This is a genomic window from Pseudomonas sp. GW822-FHT04C11 (genome assembly GCF_058800905.1).
Window position 1 is genome coordinate 154,296 of record NZ_JBXAMS010000003.1, and the last position, 16,445, is coordinate 170,740.

At 57.6% G+C, this 16,445-nt stretch carries 13 protein-coding genes and 1 pseudogene; 10 read left to right on the forward strand and 4 right to left on the reverse strand.

The genetic code is table 11. The annotated features are described in order from the left end of the window. Nucleotides 1-14 precede the first annotated feature (14 nt). On the forward strand, nt 15-974 hold the full coding sequence (locus AC1RJ3_RS06260; protein ID WP_493077987.1) for a TauD/TfdA family dioxygenase: 960 nt from the start codon (nt 15-17) through the stop codon (nt 972-974). A 39-nt stretch (nt 975-1,013) separates the two neighbouring features. Further along, nucleotides 1,014-1,967 carry a type I pantothenate kinase gene (gene coaA / locus AC1RJ3_RS06265; protein WP_054594540.1) on the forward strand — a complete coding sequence of 318 codons (954 nt, stop codon included), beginning with the start codon at nt 1,014-1,016 and terminating at the stop codon, nt 1,965-1,967. A gap of 49 nt (nt 1,968-2,016) precedes the next feature. Here the strand turns inward: coaA and AC1RJ3_RS06270 are convergent, their stop codons facing one another. Both AC1RJ3_RS06270 and AC1RJ3_RS06275 read right to left on the reverse strand, forming a co-directional pair. Then, on the reverse strand, nt 2,017-2,655 hold the full coding sequence (locus AC1RJ3_RS06270) for a TetR/AcrR family transcriptional regulator (protein ID WP_054594539.1): 639 nt from the start codon (nt 2,653-2,655) through the stop codon (nt 2,017-2,019). 266 nt (nt 2,656-2,921) lie between these two features. Further along, a complete protein-coding gene (locus AC1RJ3_RS06275; RefSeq protein ID WP_054594538.1) occupies nt 2,922-4,298 on the reverse strand; it encodes a glutamine synthetase family protein in 1,377 nt (458 codons plus the stop codon). 278 nt (nt 4,299-4,576) lie between these two features. Here AC1RJ3_RS06275 and AC1RJ3_RS06280 point away from each other — a divergent pair. From AC1RJ3_RS06280 to AC1RJ3_RS06315, 8 genes and pseudogenes are all read left to right on the forward strand, one after another. Then, nucleotides 4,577-4,891 (forward strand): annotated as a pseudogene (locus AC1RJ3_RS06280) (gamma-glutamyl-gamma-aminobutyrate hydrolase family protein); the annotation flags it as partial. Between the two features lie 74 nt (nt 4,892-4,965). After that, the gene (locus tag AC1RJ3_RS06285; RefSeq protein WP_054594537.1) at nt 4,966-6,324 is read left to right on the forward strand and encodes a glutamine synthetase family protein; all 1,359 of its coding nucleotides are present in this window, start codon (nt 4,966-4,968) and stop codon (nt 6,322-6,324) included. Nucleotides 6,325-6,377: 53 nt separating this feature from the next. Next, on the forward strand, nt 6,378-7,742 hold the full coding sequence (locus AC1RJ3_RS06290) for an aspartate aminotransferase family protein (RefSeq protein WP_493077990.1): 1,365 nt from the start codon (nt 6,378-6,380) through the stop codon (nt 7,740-7,742). Between the two features lie 199 nt (nt 7,743-7,941). Further along, complete coding sequence (locus tag AC1RJ3_RS06295) at nt 7,942-9,036, forward strand: polyamine ABC transporter substrate-binding protein (protein WP_054598196.1); 1,095 nt, start codon at nt 7,942-7,944, stop codon at nt 9,034-9,036. A 187-nt stretch (nt 9,037-9,223) separates the two neighbouring features. Continuing rightward, entirely contained in the window at nt 9,224-10,318 is a 1,095-nt protein-coding gene (locus AC1RJ3_RS06300) for a polyamine ABC transporter substrate-binding protein (RefSeq protein WP_054594535.1), read from the forward strand. Nucleotides 10,319-10,389: 71 nt separating this feature from the next. Then, nucleotides 10,390-11,532, forward strand: coding sequence for an ABC transporter ATP-binding protein (locus tag AC1RJ3_RS06305; RefSeq protein ID WP_054594534.1), 1,143 nt, complete (start codon nt 10,390-10,392; stop codon nt 11,530-11,532). Nucleotides 11,533-11,567: 35 nt separating this feature from the next. Beyond that, nucleotides 11,568-12,449 carry an ABC transporter permease subunit gene (locus tag AC1RJ3_RS06310; RefSeq protein WP_173859942.1) on the forward strand — a complete coding sequence of 294 codons (882 nt, stop codon included), beginning with the start codon at nt 11,568-11,570 and terminating at the stop codon, nt 12,447-12,449. Next, nucleotides 12,446-13,336: an ABC transporter permease subunit gene (locus tag AC1RJ3_RS06315; RefSeq protein ID WP_347928277.1), complete on the forward strand. Its 891-nt coding sequence runs from the start codon at nt 12,446-12,448 to the stop codon at nt 13,334-13,336. Before AC1RJ3_RS06310 ends, AC1RJ3_RS06315 begins: the two co-directional genes overlap by 4 nt. Nucleotides 13,337-13,561: 225 nt before the next feature. On the opposite strand, the gene AC1RJ3_RS06320 is transcribed toward AC1RJ3_RS06315, so the two are convergent. Both AC1RJ3_RS06320 and AC1RJ3_RS06325 read right to left on the reverse strand, forming a co-directional pair. Further along, complete coding sequence (locus tag AC1RJ3_RS06320; RefSeq protein WP_493077993.1) at nt 13,562-13,903, reverse strand: carboxymuconolactone decarboxylase family protein; 342 nt, start codon at nt 13,901-13,903, stop codon at nt 13,562-13,564. A gap of 121 nt (nt 13,904-14,024) precedes the next feature. Then, nucleotides 14,025-16,436, reverse strand: coding sequence for a penicillin acylase family protein (locus AC1RJ3_RS06325; protein ID WP_493077995.1), 2,412 nt, complete (start codon nt 16,434-16,436; stop codon nt 14,025-14,027). Between the last annotated feature and the right edge of the window lie 9 nt (nt 16,437-16,445).

A 16,445-nucleotide genomic window follows, 5' to 3' on the forward strand; every position in this document is an offset into this window, starting at 1 on the left:
AGGGAGCTTTGTGTATGCTGCTGGATAAAGTTGAAGGTCGTCATTGCTGGACAGCAAAAACCTATGAAGCGAAAGAGTCATTTCTTAAGTTGAGTGACTTTTTTGAAGGTGAGTTGGAGGGGCTACTGGGATCCTCGGATGCATTGCTCGAGAACCACGGCGCACTGAGGCACCTTGCAGCACGTATTACCAATATTTGCGAGAGTGGGCAGGGGTTCGCCGTGCTGAAGGGGTTGTCGCCTGAAGACTATTCCGAAGCACAGCTGTTACGCTTTTACCTCTCGTTATCCAGTCAAATTGGGTTGCTTGTTTCACAAAACCACAATGGCGATAAAGTCGTTACTGTTTCTAATAAAATGTCGGGCACGTTGTCTGATTTGAATGTGCGAGCGTATAACACAAGTCAAGGGCTAAACTTTCATAGTGATTCATCAGATATAACGGGTCTTCTGTGCATTCATAACTCACAAGAGGGTGGTGACTCGCTGGTGGTCAGTGCTGGTAATATCCATAATCTGATCCTGGCAGAGCATAAGGAGTTCTTGTCGCTTTTCTATCATGGCTTTCTCTACGATAGCCGTGGTGAAGAAGCACCTGGATTACCTCCTGCCTATCGCAATTCGGTATTTTACTACCAGGATACCAAGCTAAGTTGTCGATTTTACTTAACTGATTATATTTTGCCGGGTCTGGAAAAAATGAGCCTCAAGCCGAGTAAAGCTGAACTCGACGCGCTCGCGCTATTTACTCGGTTATGTGAAGATCCGAGGAATTATATTTCTTTTAAAATGGCTCCCGGCGATATTGTTTTTTACGACAATAACGCAGCTTTGCACGCTCGTACGCCTTTTGTGAGTAGTCCTCACGAAGCGACGAACAGATTATTGCATCGCGTATGGATAAATCCTCACAAGCATCGAGCATTTCCTGAGGACTTTGCCAAGTATCGATTTGGATATGACGATCAAATCTGATATGTTCCCTGCTTTTGGTAAGGCATATACAGGACGGATATGACTACAGAGCAGGATGCAATAGTGCTTTCGCAAGCCAATCGCGGGTATTGGGAGTTTAGTCGCGAGCAGTGGTCTTCCTTTCGGGCCAAGGTGGCGATGAGTCTTTCGTCTTCGGAGATGAAGGCACTGGTAAGCCCTACCCAGCCCATAACTCCGGAGGAGGTAATGAATATATTGCTTCCTCTATCGCGCCTGCTGAATCTGCACTCTTCGGCAACGCAGTCATTTAGTCAGGTACAAGCCGCTTTTCTCGGGGTGCCACTGTTCAAGCCGCCCTATGTTATCGGTATATCCGGTAGTGTTGCGGTAGGGAAGAGCAGCTTCGCCAGGGTGCTGTCGGCACTTTTGTCATCTTGGCCTGGTTCACCCAATGTGCAATTGGTGACAACTGACTCATTTCTCTTTCCCTTGGCGATGCTCGAAGAGAAAAATCTTTTGCACAGAAAAGGTTTTCCGGAATCGTACGATAAATCACTGTTCCTGGATTTTCTGCACTCAGTGTGCAATGAGGGAAAAGCGGTCCAGATTCCAATATATTCGCATGTTCGGTATGACATACTTCCCAACGAAATGCAGCGAGTGCAGTTGCCCGATATTATTGTCTTGGAAGGATTGAATGTGTTGCAGGGGGATAAATGCCTTGGACTGAACGTTTTGGACTTTATAGATTTTCCTATCTATATTGATGCTTCGACAGAGTCCATTAAGAAGTGGTATCTCGAACGTTTTGTTTATTTGAAAAACACAGCTTTTCAGTCGGCTGAGTCTTACTTCAACAAGTTCAGAGATCTGTCGGACCATGAGGCCCTTTCAATGGCGTCCGATACGTGGGATCGAGTCAACTTGAAGAACCTCGTCGAGAACATCCTGCCAACGCGTGACAGGGCGAGCCTGATCATCAATAAATCATCAGATCATTCCATCGATAGGTTACTGCTCCGGGCTATTTGAATCGACTGTCAGCGCTCGAAACGATTTCGTCAGGCTTATCTCTGAAAAATCAGAATGCGGCAGGTCGCTTGGGCAAATACGGCGGCAGATACAGCCCCAGATAAGCATCAAACACCCGCATGCCTTCCTCGGCCATGCGTGGGGTGATCTGCCCGTGTTGTTGCACTGAGCGCGCGTAGACTCGGTCGCCCAGTTCCATGGCCAGGGCAAACACATCGACATCCTTGGGCAGCGTCGGCAGTTCGAAATGCTGATCGAAGAGTTTGTGCATCAGGTCGCCGAGTTCGATGTCGTGCTGGCGGTCGGCCTGGGTGACTTCGGTGAGGCCGTGTTGAGCGAGGATCAGTTGCCGGGCGGCGGCGTCTTCGTCGTAGATGGCGAGCATGCGTTGCTCGACCAGTCGTGACAGATCACGCCAGCCATTCAGCGAGTCGACGTCGATCGGTTCTTGCAGGCACGCACGAAAGGCGCTGTGGACGTCGGCAGTCAGGGCTTCGAGCAGGGCCGGGACGCTGGCGAAGAAGTGGTAGACCGATGACGGCGGGATCTCGGCGCGCTCGGCCACGCTGTAGATCGACAGGCTGGCCACGCCCTCGGCGGCAAGCAGCGTGCGGGCGGCGTCGAGTATCGAGTCGATCCGGGCCTGGCTGCGTGCGCGGGGTTTGCGAAGGGGGGCGGGGCGGGTCATTGAAGTCTCCTGCAGGGCAGCGGGCATTGTACGCAGAGCGCAGAGATGATCCATACCCTGTGGCGAGGGGGCTTGCCCCCGTTGGAGTGCGAAGCAGCCCCAAAGCATGCGATCCCATGGCATCGGACACACCGCGTTCGCTGGGTTTGGGAGTGCTGCGCACTCCAGCGGGGGCAAGCCCCCTCGCCACAAGGTTCGGTGTTGATACCCATAAAAAAACGCCGTTGGCGATGAAGCCAACGGCGTTGTTTTTTTGCTACAGCCGCTTACACGGTGTGCAGGTACCAGTTGTACTCGAGGTCGGAGATGGAGTGTTCGAACTCCTCCAGCTCGCTCTCTTTACAGGCGACAAAAATGTCGATGTATTTCGGATCGATGTACTTGGCCATGACTTCGCTGTCGTCCAGCTCGCGCAGTGCATCACGCAGGTTGTTCGGCAGGCTTTGCTCGTTCTGCTCGTAGCTGTTGCCTTCGACGGGCGCGCCCGGCTCGATCTTGTTGGTCAGGCCGTGATGCACGCCTGCCAGGACCGAAGCCATCAGCAAGTACGGGTTGGCATCGGCGCCAGCAACGCGGTGTTCGATACGTACGGCATCGGCAGAGCCGGTCGGTACGCGAATCGCCACCGTCCGGTTGTCCAGGCCCCAGCACGGGGAGTTCGGCACGTAGAACTGTGCGCCGAAACGACGGTACGAGTTGACGTTCGGGCAGAGGAAAGCCATCTGCGCCGGTAGGGTCTCGAGCACACCGCCGATCGCGTGACGCAGTGCGGCGTTCTGCTCGGGATCCTCACTGGCAAAAATATTCTTGCCGTCTTTATCAAGGATCGAGATGTGGACGTGCAGACCGTTACCCGCCTGGCCTGGGTAAGGCTTGGCCATGAAGGTGGTGTCCATCTCATGGTCGTAGGCGATGTTTTTGATCAGACGCTTGAGCAGTACCGCGTAGTCGCAGGCCTTGATCGGGTCGGCAACGTGGTGCAGGTTCACTTCGAACTGCGCCGGAGCACTTTCCTTGACGATCGCGTCGGCAGGGATGCCTTGCTCTTTCGCACCTTCCAGGATGTCCTGGAGGCAGTCGACGTATTCGTCGAGGTCGTCGATCAGGTAAACCTGGGTCGAGTGTGGACGTTTGCCAGACACCGGCGAGCGTGGAGGTTGCGGCCGGCCATTCACGTTCTCCTGGTCGATCAGGTAGAACTCAAGCTCGAACGCGGCGCAGATGGTCAGGCCCATGTCGTCGAACTTGCGCACCACATTGGCCAGCACTTCACGCGGGTCGGCGAAGAACGGCTCGCCTTCGAGTTCGTGCATGGTCATCAACAGTTGCGCGGTCGGGCGCTTCTGCCAGGGTTCATTGCACAGGGTATTGGGGATTGGATAGCAGATTCGGTCAGCATCACCGATGTCCAGGCCCAGGCCGGTGCTTTCCACCGTCGAGCCATTGATATCCAGAGCAAATAGAGAGGCCGGCAGGTTGATGCCTTTCTCGTAAACCTTGTGGAGGCTGGTGCGTTCGATGCGCTTGCCGCGCACCACACCATTCATATCCGCAATCAGAAGGTCAACGTACAGAACCTCAGGATGTTCCTTAAGGAACGCGTTCGCTTCGTTGAGCTGAACGGCACGCGGGGGTACCGACATGATGCAACACCTTTGTTGTTAAAAATATCAATCATTGATCTTTTCGGATTCCAGTCAACCCGAACGGCATGCCGAAGTCAAGCGAGGCCTTTTTTGCCCTAAAAAAGCGCTCGAAGGGCATTTTTGAGGTGCTTTGGGGCACTTTTATGCCTTCGGGGTCTTTGGCGGCCGCAGCCTTGAGCGGGGCGTGTTGTATTTTTTACGGGGGTGTTGTGTAAAAAAATGAACAACGCTAAGCTCAAATCAAACCCATAACAGCAATAATACCGGGGTGCTTCATGTCTCGCCTGCCGTTAATCGGCGTCACCGACTGCTCAAGACAGATCGGTTTGCATGCTTATCACATCACCTGCGATAAGTACGTCCGCGCAGCGGCCACCGTTGCCAAGGGCCTGCCGTCGATACTTGCGTCACTGGCGGAACTGCTCGATCCGACCGATATTATTGACGGTCTGGATGGCATCCTGTTTACCGGCTCTTCTTCTACTGTAGAACCTTTTCACTATAGCGGTCCTGCGAGTGTGCCTGGAACTGCTCATGATCCTGCACGCGACGCCACCACCCTTTCGTTGATACGCGCCGGCAAGCGTGCAGTACAACGCGACGCGGATGCGTCAAACAACGCCTGACGTTTAAAGACGTCAGGACACTCAGCCCAGAGGCATTTATGAGTAACAACCTCGACCAGCTCACCGATTGGTTGAAAGACCACAAGATCACAGAAGTCGAATGCATGATTGGCGATCTGACCGGGATCACCCGTGGCAAGATTTCGCCGACCAACAAGTTCATTGCCGAAAAAGGCATGCGCCTGCCCGAGAGTGTGCTGTTACAGACAGTGACGGGTGACTACGTCGAAGATGACATCTATTACGAACTGCTCGACCCGGCCGACATCGACATGATCTGCCGCCCGGACTCGAACGCGGTATTCCTCGTGCCGTGGGCCATCGAGCCGACCGCGCAGGTGATTCACGACACCTACGACAAGCAGGGCAACCCGATCGAGCTGTCGCCGCGCAACGTGCTCAAGAAAGTCCTGAAACTCTATTCCGACAAGGGCTGGCAGCCGATCGTGGCGCCGGAGATGGAGTTCTACCTGACCAAGCGTTGCGAAGACCCGGACTTCCCGTTGCAGCCGCCGATTGGCCGCTCCGGTCGCCCGGAAACCGGTCGTCAGTCGTTCTCCATTGAGGCGGCCAACGAATTCGACCCGCTGTTCGAAGACGTCTACGACTGGTGCGAACTGCAAGAGCTGGACCTGGACACGCTGATCCACGAGGACGGCACGGCGCAGATGGAGATCAACTTCCGTCACGGCGACGCGCTGTCCCTGGCCGATCAGATCCTGGTGTTCAAGCGCACCATGCGCGAAGCGGCGCTCAAGCACGACGTGGCCGCGACCTTCATGGCCAAGCCGATGACCGGCGAGCCGGGCAGTGCGATGCACTTGCACCAGAGCATCATCGACATCGAAACCGGCAAGAACGTCTTCTCGAATGAAGACGGGACGATGAGCGAGCTGTTCCTGCACCACATCGGTGGCTTGCAGAAGTTCATCCCCGAGCTGTTGCCGCTGTTCGCGCCCAACGTCAACTCGTTCCGCCGCTTCCTGCCGGATACCTCGGCGCCGGTGAACGTGGAGTGGGGCGAAGAGAACCGCACCGTCGGCCTGCGAGTCCCGGACGCAGGCCCGCAAAACCGTCGGGTGGAAAACCGCCTGCCGGGCGCCGATGCCAACCCTTACCTGGCGATCGCCGCGAGCCTGCTCTGCGGTTACATCGGCATGGTGGAAGGCATCAACCCGAGCGCACCCGTGGTTGGACGGGGTTACGAGCGACGCAATCTGCGTCTGCCGCTGACCATCGAAGATGCACTGGAACGCATGGAACACAGCGCGACCATCGAGAAATATCTGGGCAAAAAATTCATCACTGGCTACGTCGCGGTCAAGCGGGCCGAGCATGAAAACTTCAAGCGCGTGATCAGTTCGTGGGAGCGGGAGTTCCTGTTGTTCGCCGTCTGATGCGCCGGGTGCGGCCCTGAAAAGCCGCACTCTCACCCTATAAGGAGAGCTTTATGACCAGCAAGAACCCGCAAACCCGTGAATGGCAAACCCTGAGCAGCGAACACCACTTGGCGCCTTTCAGCGACTTCAAGCAGCTGAAAGAGAAAGGCCCGCGGATCATCACCAACGCCAAGGGCGTTTACCTCTGGGACAGCGAAGACAACAAGATCCTCGACGGCATGGCCGGCCTGTGGTGCGTGGCCATCGGTTACGGTCGCGATGAACTGGCCGATGCCGCCAGCAAACAGATGCGCGAGCTGCCTTATTACAACCTGTTCTTCCAGACCGCCCACCCGCCGGTGCTGGAGTTGGCCAAGGCCATCTCGGACATCGCGCCAGAAGGCATGAACCACGTGTTCTTCACCGGTTCCGGCTCCGAAGGCAACGACACCATGCTGCGCATGGTTCGCCACTACTGGGCGATCAAGGGCCAGCCGAACAAGAAGGTCATCATCAGCCGCGTAAACGGCTACCACGGCTCGACCGTGGCCGGCGCCAGCCTGGGCGGCATGACTTACATGCACGAACAAGGCGACTTGCCGATCCCGGGCATCGTTCACATCCCGCAGCCGTACTGGTTCGGTGAAGGGGGCGACATGACCCCTGAAGAGTTCGGTATCTGGGCCGCCAACCAGTTGGAAGAAAAGATTCTCGAGCTCGGCGTCGACACGGTCGGTGCGTTCATTGCCGAGCCGATCCAGGGCGCGGGCGGCGTGATCATTCCGCCAGACAGCTACTGGCCGCGCATCAAGGAAATCCTCGCCAAGTACGACATCCTGTTCGTTGCGGATGAGGTGATCTGTGGTTTCGGCCGTACCGGCGAGTGGTTCGGCAGCGATTTCTACGGCCTCAAGCCTGACATGATGACCATCGCCAAAGGCCTGACGTCCGGTTACATCCCGATGGGTGGCCTGATCGTGCGTGATGAAGTGGTCGAGGTGCTGAACGAAGGGGGCGACTTCAACCACGGTTTCACCTATTCCGGGCACCCGGTCGCCGCTGCGGTGGCACTGGAAAACATTCGTATTCTGCGCGAAGAGAAAATTATCGAGCACGTTCGTGCAGAAACGGCACCTTATTTGCAAAAGCGTCTACGGGAACTGAACGATCACCCTCTGGTGGGTGAAGTTCGTGGGGTAGGTCTGTTGGGGGCTATCGAACTGGTTCAGGACAAGGCGACCCGTGCGCGGTATGTCGGCAAGGGGGTTGGCATGATCTGCCGGCAGTTCTGCTTCGACAACGGGCTGATCATGCGCGCCGTGGGCGACACCATGATCATTGCTCCGCCACTGGTCATCACCAAGGCCGAGATCGACGAATTGGTGACCAAGGCGCGCAAGTGCCTGGACCTGACCCTGAGTGCGCTGCAAAGCTAAGTGCTAGGCTCTGAGCGAGGTCCGTGGCTGGCACTTCGCTCAGGGCGCACAAAGGACGGGTCTTTCCTTGAAAGCCTGCCTTGTAACTTGCCAGACTATCCGCTGTTTGAGTTGCCAAGGAATCGGCCGCTGGATCTTGGTTCACAAAAAAATGTGGTTAAAAAGAATAATTGGAGCATTACGCATGAAGGCATTAGGTTTGAAGAAAACTGGCAAGACACTGCTCGCCTTGTCCCTGATGGGCGTGATGGCTGGGGCAGCCCAGGCCGACGATAAAGTCCTGCACGTTTACAACTGGTCCGACTACATCGCACCGGACACCATCGCGAACTTTGAGAAAGAGTCCGGGATCAAGGTCGTCTACGATGTGTTCGACAGTAACGAAACCCTCGAGGCCAAGTTGCTGGCCGGCAAGTCCGGTTATGACGTGGTTGTACCGTCCAACAACTTCCTGGCCAAGCAGATCAAGGCCGGCGTTTACCAGGAGCTGGACAAGTCCAAGCTGACCAACTACGGCAACCTGAACAAGTCGCTGCTCAAGGCGGTTTCTGTCAGCGACCCGGACAACAAACATGCTTTCCCTTACATGTGGGGCTCGATCGGTATCGGTTACAACGCCGAGAAGGTCAAAGCGGCGCTGGGCATCGACAAAATCGATTCCTGGGATGTCGTGCTCAAGCCGGAGAACATTGCCAAGCTCAAGAGCTGCGGCGTGAGTTTCCTCGATTCGCCGACCGAAATGCTGCCAGTTGCCCTGCATTACCTGGGCCTGCCAACCGACAGCCAGAAAAAGGAAGATCTGAAGAAGGCTGAAGAGCTGTTCCTGAAGATTCGTCCTTCGATCACCTACTTCCACTCGTCCAAGTACATCTCGGACCTGGCCAACGGCAACATCTGCGTAGCCGTCGGTTATTCGGGTGACGTGCAGCAGGCCAAAACCCGTGCCGCCGAAGCCGGTGACAAGGTGAAAGTCAGCTACGCCATTCCAAAAGAAGGTGCCGGCAGCTTCTACGACATGGTCGCTATCCCTAAAGATGCGGAAAACGTCGAGGGTGCCTACAAGTTCATGAACTACCTGTTGCAGCCGAAAGTGATGGCTGAAATCACCAACGCCGTGCGTTTCCCTAACGGCAACGCCGAAGCCACTCAGTACGTGAACAAGGACATCACCTCGGATCCGGGCATCTACCCGACTGCCGATGTGCAGTCGAAGCTGTATGCAATCGCCGATTTGCCAGCCGCTACCCAGCGTGAGCTGACCCGCAGCTGGACCAAGATCAAATCCGGTAAATAAGCCGGTTTGAAGCAATCACCTGTTGCCGTCGTCGCTCTGGCGGCGGCAGCAGGAATAATTAAATGACAGAAAGTTTTGCTGGAAAGGTTTATCGAGGGTAAGTTGCGCGCCGGTTTTGTTGCCACGCAGCCATGGCTGTCACGTAACGCTGGGCAACTTGGGCCCAACTATTTTAGAGGACCTTCACTTGCCTGTTTCTTTGTTTCGCAACGCCATGCTGGTCGGCGTCGGCCTGACGCTCGCTGTCAGCGTTCAAGCTGCGTCCACCGTGCATATTTATAACTGGTCGGATTACATCGGGCAGACCACCCTCGTCGATTTCGAAAAAGCCACTGGCGTCAAGCCGGTGTACGACGTGTTCGACTCCAACGAAACCCTGGAAGGCAAGTTGCTGGCCGGGCACACCGGGTATGACGTGGTCGTGCCGTCCAGCCACTTCCTGGGCAAGCAGATCAAGGCCGGGGCGTTCCAGAAGCTCGACAAGTCGCAGTTGCCGAACTACTCCAACCTCGATCCGGCGCTGCTCAAGCGCCTGGAAATGAACGACCCTGGCAACCAGTACGCCGTGCCGTACCTGTGGGGCACCAACGGCATCGGTTACAACGTCGACAAGGTCAAGGCGGTGCTCGGCGTCGACAAGATCGATTCCTGGGCCATGCTGTTCGAACCCGAGAACATCAAGAAACTCAACAGTTGTGGCGTGGCCTTCCTCGACTCGGCTGACGAAATGCTGCCGACGGTCCTGAACTACATGGGCCTGAACGCCAACAGCACCAACCCGGACGACTACCAAAAGGCTGAAGCCAAGTTACTGGCAGTGCGGCCTTATGTGACCTACTTCCACTCGTCCAAATACATCTCGGACCTGGCCAACGGCAACATTTGTGTCGCGGTCGGTTTCTCCGGGGATATTTTCCAGGCCAAGGCCCGTGCTGCCGAAGCCGGAAAAGGCGTGAACGTTGCCTACGCGATTCCAAAGGAAGGCGGTGCGCTGTGGTTCGACATGCTGGCGATTCCCAAGGACTCCGCCAACGTCAAACAGGCCCATGCCTTCATCAACTATGTACTCAAGCCTGAAGTGATCGCTCAGGTGAGTGATGCCGTCGGCTACGCCAACCCCAATCCCGGGGCGGACAAACTGATGGAGCAATCGATTCGTAGCAATCAATCGGTGTATCCACCGCAAGCGGTCCTCGACAAGACCTACGTGCAGGTTGAGCTGCCGCCAAAGATTCAACGGTTGATGACCCGCAGCTGGACCAAGGTCAAGTCGGGTAAATAGTGACAAAGGCTCAGACTATCCAAGGTTCGCCTGTATTGGGTGAACTGCAAATTTTGTTGGGAGTTTCGTAAATGGCAGTTGCCTCCGGCGCCTATAAGAAAGCCCTCGAGGGCGACCAGACACCGAAACAGGTGCTGGTCAAAATCGACCGGGTCACGAAGAAGTTCGACGAGACGATTGCCGTGGACGATGTGTCCCTGGAAATCAGGAAAGGCGAGATCTTCGCTTTGCTCGGCGGTTCGGGATCGGGCAAATCGACCTTGCTGCGCATGCTTGCAGGTTTCGAACGGCCTACGGAGGGGCGCATTTTCCTCGACGGCGTAGACATCACCGAGATGCCGCCGTACGAGCGGCCGATCAACATGATGTTCCAGTCCTACGCGTTGTTCCCGCATATGACCGTGGCGCAGAACATCGCTTTCGGCCTGAAGCAGGACAAGATCCCGTCGGCTGAAGTCGACGCCCGTGTGACCGAAATGCTCAAGCTGGTGCAGATGAGCCAGTACGCCAAGCGCAAGCCGCACCAGCTCTCCGGTGGTCAGCGTCAGCGTGTTGCGCTGGCTCGTTCCCTGGCCAAGCGGCCGAAGCTGCTGTTGCTCGACGAGCCGATGGGCGCGCTGGACAAGAAACTGCGTTCACAGATGCAGCTCGAACTGGTGGAAATCATCGAGCGCGTCGGCGTGACCTGCGTCATGGTGACCCACGATCAGGAAGAGGCCATGACCATGGCCGAGCGCATCGCGATCATGCACCTGGGCTGGATCGCCCAGATCGGCAGCCCGATCGACATCTACGAAACCCCGACCAGCCGCCTGGTCTGTGAGTTCATTGGCAACGTCAACATCTTCGAAGGCGAAGTGGTGGACGATGCCGAGGGCCATGCGCTGATTACCTGCAAGGATCTGGACCGCAACATCTACGTGGGCCACGGCATCAGCACCTCGGTGCAAGACAAGTCGGTGACCTACGCGATTCGTCCGGAAAAACTGCTGGTGACGGCAGAAATGCCGACCTGCGAGCACAACTGGTCGAGCGGCAAGGTCCACGACATCGCCTACCTCGGTGGCCACTCGGTGTTCTATGTCGAACTGCCGAGCGGCAAGATCGTGCAGTCGTTCGTCGCCAACGCCGAGCGTCGTGGCCAGCGCCCTACCTGGGGCGATCAGGTTTACGTCTGGTGGGAAGATGACAGCGGCGTGGTATTGCGCTCATGAACACGCAAAAGCTCACGCGCCGACTCAGTCGAATAATTCCCGCGGGTCGTCATCTGGTCATCGGGGTTCCGTTCCTCTGGCTGTTCATGTTCTTCATGCTGCCGTTCTTCATCGTCTTGAAGATCAGCTTCGCCGAAGCCGACGTGGCCATTCCGCCGTACACCGAGATCTACAGCTACGTCGATCAGAAGGTCCAGTTGCTGCTGAACCTGGGCAACTACACGATGCTGGGCGGCGATGAGTTGTACATCGCCGCTTACCTCGGCTCGTTGAAAATGGCGTTATTCAGCACCATTCTTTGCCTGCTGATCGGCTACCCGATGGCCTACGCCATTGCCAGTGCGCGCAAAGAGATACAGACGGTGCTGGTGTTGCTGATCATGATGCCGACCTGGACCGCCATCCTGATCCGCGTGTATGCGTGGATGGGCATCCTCAGCAACAACGGCCTGCTCAACGGCTTCCTGATGTCGATGGGCTGGATCAACGAGCCGCTGCAGATCCTCAACACCAACCTGGCGGTCTATATCGGCGTGGTCTATTCGTACCTGCCGTTCATGATCCTGCCGCTGTACGCCAACCTGGTGAAGCACGACAACAGTTTGCTGGAAGCCGCTTCGGACCTGGGTTCGAGTACCTTCAACAGCTTCTGGAAGATCACTGTTCCGTTGTCGAAAAACGGCATCATCGCTGGCTGTATGCTGGTGTTCATCCCGGTGGTCGGCGAGTTCGTGATCCCGGAACTGCTCGGCGGTCCGGAAACCCTGATGATCGGTAAAGTGCTCTGGCAAGAGTTCTTCAACAACCGTGACTGGCCTGTGGCGTCTGCCCTGGCGGTGGTGATGCTGGCGATCCTGATTGTGCCGATCATCCTGTTCAACCGCAGTCAGGCGAAGGAAATGGAGGGTAAAGAATGAAGCGCTTCCGTTTCTCCAGCCTGATGCTGGTGCTCGGCCTGTTGTTCATCTACATGCCGATGCTGATCCTGGTGATTTACTCGTTCAACGCCTCGAAACTGGTGACGGTCTGGGGCGGCTGGTCGGTGAAGTGGTATGTCGGCCTGCTGGACAACACCCAACTGATGGGCTCGGTGGTGCGCTCGCTGGAAATCGCCTGCTACACCGCGGTTGCCGCCGTTGCGCTGGGGACGCTGGCGGCTTTCGTGCTGACCCGCGTCACCCGCTTCAAGGGCCGCACGCTGTTCGGTGGGCTGGTCACTGCACCATTGGTGATGCCGGAAGTGATCACCGGCCTGTCGTTGTTGCTGCTGTTCGTGGCCATGGCGCAGATGATCGGCTGGCCGCAGGAACGCGGCATCGTCACCATCTGGATCGCCCACACCACGTTCTGCGCCGCTTATGTAGCAGTGGTGGTATCGGCGCGCTTGCGTGAGCTGGACCTGTCCATCGAAGAGGCCGCCATGGACCTCGGTGCGCGGCCGTGGAAGGTGTTCTTCCTGATCACCATTCCGATGATCGCGCCATCGCTGGCAGCGGGCGGCATGATGTCGTTCGCCCTGTCGCTGGACGATCTGGTACTGGCGAGCTTCGTCTCCGGGCCGGGTTCCACGACCTTGCCGATGGAAGTGTTCTCGGCCGTGCGTCTGGGCGTGAAGCCTGAGATCAACGCCGTGGCCAGCCTGATTTTGTTGGCGGTGTCGATCGTGACCTTCCTGGTCTGGTTCTTCAGCCGCCGTGCTGAAGAAAGTCGCAAACGTGCGATCCAGCAAGCCATCGAAGAGGGCGCTGCGGACTCCTGGAAACAACCGGACGTACGCCGCGCACAGGCGCCGGAAGCGGTTTAACCCCGGCAGCACAAAAAAACCTCGCTCCCTGCAAAGAGAGCGAGGTTTTTTTATGTGCAGGGTTGGCGAATGGAAAGGCTTTTGTGGTGAGGGGGCTTGCCCCCGTTGGAGTGCGCAGCACTCCCAAACCCAGCGAGCGCGATGTGCCTGATGCAATGCGCTTACAGGTTTTGGGGCCGCTTCGCGCCCCAACGGGGGCAAGCCCCCTCGCCACAGAGTCTGATGTCAGCCTTTCAAGGTGTCATGTGCTTCAAGTGCTCGCAGCGAGAAGACGTACGCTGCGCCGGCGTTCAACGAGATTGCGGTGGCCAGGGTAGCGGCGATTTCTTCGCGGGTGGCACCGGCCTTGATCGCCGCGTCGGTGTGTACTCCGATGCAGCCGTCGCAACGAGTGGTGATGGCGACGGCGATGGAAATCAACTCGCGGGTCTTGGCGTCGAGCACCTCGTTTTCAGCGGCAGCTTCATCCAGCGCCACAAAGGCCTTGACCATTTTCGGGTTGCTCTTGCCCAGTGCGCCGAAGGCTTTCTGGATGGTGGGCAGCAGTTCGGACCAGTTATTGAACATTGCATTCACTCCTGAGCAGGTTGGGATGTACGGTGTGCGACACGTACAGTTTTGACCAGTCGGGCGCTTTGCGCTTGCTCATTCAGGGCCTTAAAAGATCGCAGCCTGCGATCTTTTACTGTTATTGCGCCACCCGCGCTGGCAACAGCTTCAAGGTGCTGCGGGTATTGGCCGTGACTTCTTCCTCGTTGAAATGCGCCTCCTGGTAGACGCCTTCGATATAGGCTTCGGCCTGGTCATCGTAGTGTGAATCGAACAGCACACCGCTTTGGCCGACCGGGTTGATGGTCAGGCCGTGCGCCGGGTCGGCGAAGTCGATGATCCGGCGGGTCGAAGGGCCGTAAGTCACAGGCCATGGTGCCGGGCCGATTTTTGCCGAGAGGTTGTTCGGCACTTCGTGGCTGCCCGGGGCCTCGAACGGGCCGACGTTGAAGATTCGATCCAGCGGCTTTTGCATGCCCAGCGGATGGCCGTGGGTCAGGGTGTGGGCGTCGCCCCATAGCCATTGCGCCGGGTCAGGGCCGAGGGTGGTTTTCAGGTGGGCGATACTGGCCTGCCACGCGGCTTTGACGATGTCGGCGCGGGTTTCCTTGCCGAGCGTGTTGCGGTTGTCCCACCACGGCGAATCCGCGGAGGCGGCCAGCCGGGGCAACGCGGCATCGATCACGCGGGTCGAGAGCAGGGTCTCGAAAAAGCTGTCGCCAAGTTCGTCGTGGAGTGCGCCATCGGCGAGGTTGAACAGGAACTGGTTGAACAGTGTGGCGCTGGTGGAGTTCACCGGGTAATCACCTTTCCATTTGGCCAGTTGCTCCACCAGTTGCAGCTCTTGCGGGTCGCTGACCACCTCACGCAGTACCGGCAACAGCGGGGCCAACAGGCGAGGGCCGTAGTCGGTGGTGGTGCCCAGTTGCAGTTTCTGGCTGGCGTCGATGTTCCACTTCACGCTCTTGTCGCTGAGCTGGCTGTTGAGCTGCTGACCGCGATCCGGCAGGTTGTAGTAGCCAGGGATCTCCATGCCTGTCGGCGAAACCGGCTGGAAGTTGGCCGAGACGATGTAGCCACGCACCGGGTTTTCTTCCTGCGGGTTGGCGCTGAACGGGTAGAAACCTTCCTTGTCCGCCTGATTGGTGCTGCCGTCGAGTATGAACCACGGTTTGACCCCGGCGGGACGTTTGGGCAGTTGTGCCGCCGCCCACCAGCCAATATCACCCTTGGCATTGGCCCAGACGATATTCAGCCCCGGCGCATGAACCTTGGTTGCCGCGGCGCGAGCCTTGGTCAGGGTGTCGGCACGATTGAGCTGGTAGAAGCCTTCGAGGATCGGGTTCTGGGTTTCGAGGAACGCCCACCACATGGCGATCGGCGTCTTGCCGGCGCTGGCACCGAGCACGTCGTTGATGATCGGGCCGTGGGGTGATTGACGCAGTATCAATGTGACCGCTGCCTGGCCCTTCACGGCAATTTGCTGCTCGGTGTTGACCATGTCGACCCACTTGCCGTGATACCAGACCTGGTTGGCATTGTCCGGGTTGACCTTCTCGGCGATCAGGTCGAGGTCGTCGTTCTGGAACATGGTCAGGCTCCAGCCGAAGTCCAGGTTGTGGCCCAGGAAGGCAAAAGGCACCAGGGCCTGATGCTGCCCGTAGAGCTCGAAACCCGGCGCCGAGAGTTGCGCTTCGTACCACACCGACGGCGTCGAAAAACGAATGTGCGGATCACCGGCCAGCAGCGGTTTGCCGCTTTGGGTGCGCGTGCCGGAAATCACCCAGGCGTTACTGCCCTCGAACTGCGGCAGGCCGTTGTCGGCGAACGCTTGCTCACTCAGGCGCGCAATGGCGTTGAGGTCTTTCCAGTCAGCGGCGGAGAGCACCGGGGCTTTGCTGGACTGACGTTTGGCCAGCACACCTTTGGGCTGCCAATCGAGGTCGAAGATATTCAGGTAATCGCTGCCCAGCTGATCGCGTACGTAGGTCAGCAACGGTTCGGTGCGAAACGCCGCAGCAAAGCTGTAGGCCATGTAGCCGGCGACACTGACGGTGTCCTCGGCGGTGAACGCGCGTTTACGGATGCCCAGTACGTCAAACTCCATGGGCGCAGCGTGGGTGTCCTGATACTGGTTGATCCCGTCCAGATAGGCTTGCAGGGCCTTCCACGCCGCAGACTGGCGGTCGAGTGCGGCCACGTAGCTTTCGGCGCGCTCGCGGATGCGCAGGCTGCGGAACAGTTTGTCGGTGTCGATCAGTTTCGGTCCGAGGACTTCGGCCAGTTCGCCACGAGACAGGCGTCGCAGCATTTCCATCTGGAACAGCCGGTCCTGGGCGTGTACGTAACCGAGGGCGCGATAAAGGTCGGTTTCGTTCTCGGCGCGAATATGCGGCACGCCGCGTTCGTCGTAGCGCACCGTCACCGAGCCTTGCAGGCGTTGCAATTCCACCTGTCCCTGACGCGTCGGTTGCTTGCTGTACACATACCAGCCACCGCCCGCCGCGAGGACGACGAGTAGCAGGGCCAGCAGGGTCAGAACGCGTTTCATGGTGACTCC

Excerpts from the sequence above, each read along its gene's own strand:
- AC1RJ3_RS06315 (WP_347928277.1), top strand. The coding sequence starts at position 12,446 with ATGAAGCGCTTCCGTTTCTCCAGCCTGATGCTGGTGCTCGGCCTGTTG.
- AC1RJ3_RS06275 (WP_054594538.1), bottom strand. The coding sequence starts at position 4,298 with ATGTCGGTACCCCCGCGTGCCGTTCAGCTCAACGAAGCGAACGCGTTC.
- coaA (WP_054594540.1), top strand. The coding sequence starts at position 1,014 with ATGACTACAGAGCAGGATGCAATAGTGCTTTCGCAAGCCAATCGCGGG.
- AC1RJ3_RS06325 (WP_493077995.1), bottom strand. The coding sequence starts at position 16,436 with ATGAAACGCGTTCTGACCCTGCTGGCCCTGCTACTCGTCGTCCTCGCG.
- AC1RJ3_RS06270 (WP_054594539.1), bottom strand. The coding sequence starts at position 2,655 with ATGACCCGCCCCGCCCCCCTTCGCAAACCCCGCGCACGCAGCCAGGCC.
- AC1RJ3_RS06305 (WP_054594534.1), top strand. The coding sequence starts at position 10,390 with ATGGCAGTTGCCTCCGGCGCCTATAAGAAAGCCCTCGAGGGCGACCAG.
- AC1RJ3_RS06285 (WP_054594537.1), top strand. The coding sequence starts at position 4,966 with ATGAGTAACAACCTCGACCAGCTCACCGATTGGTTGAAAGACCACAAG.
- AC1RJ3_RS06290 (WP_493077990.1), top strand. The coding sequence starts at position 6,378 with ATGACCAGCAAGAACCCGCAAACCCGTGAATGGCAAACCCTGAGCAGC.
- AC1RJ3_RS06260 (WP_493077987.1), top strand. The coding sequence starts at position 15 with ATGCTGCTGGATAAAGTTGAAGGTCGTCATTGCTGGACAGCAAAAACC.
- AC1RJ3_RS06320 (WP_493077993.1), bottom strand. The coding sequence starts at position 13,903 with ATGTTCAATAACTGGTCCGAACTGCTGCCCACCATCCAGAAAGCCTTC.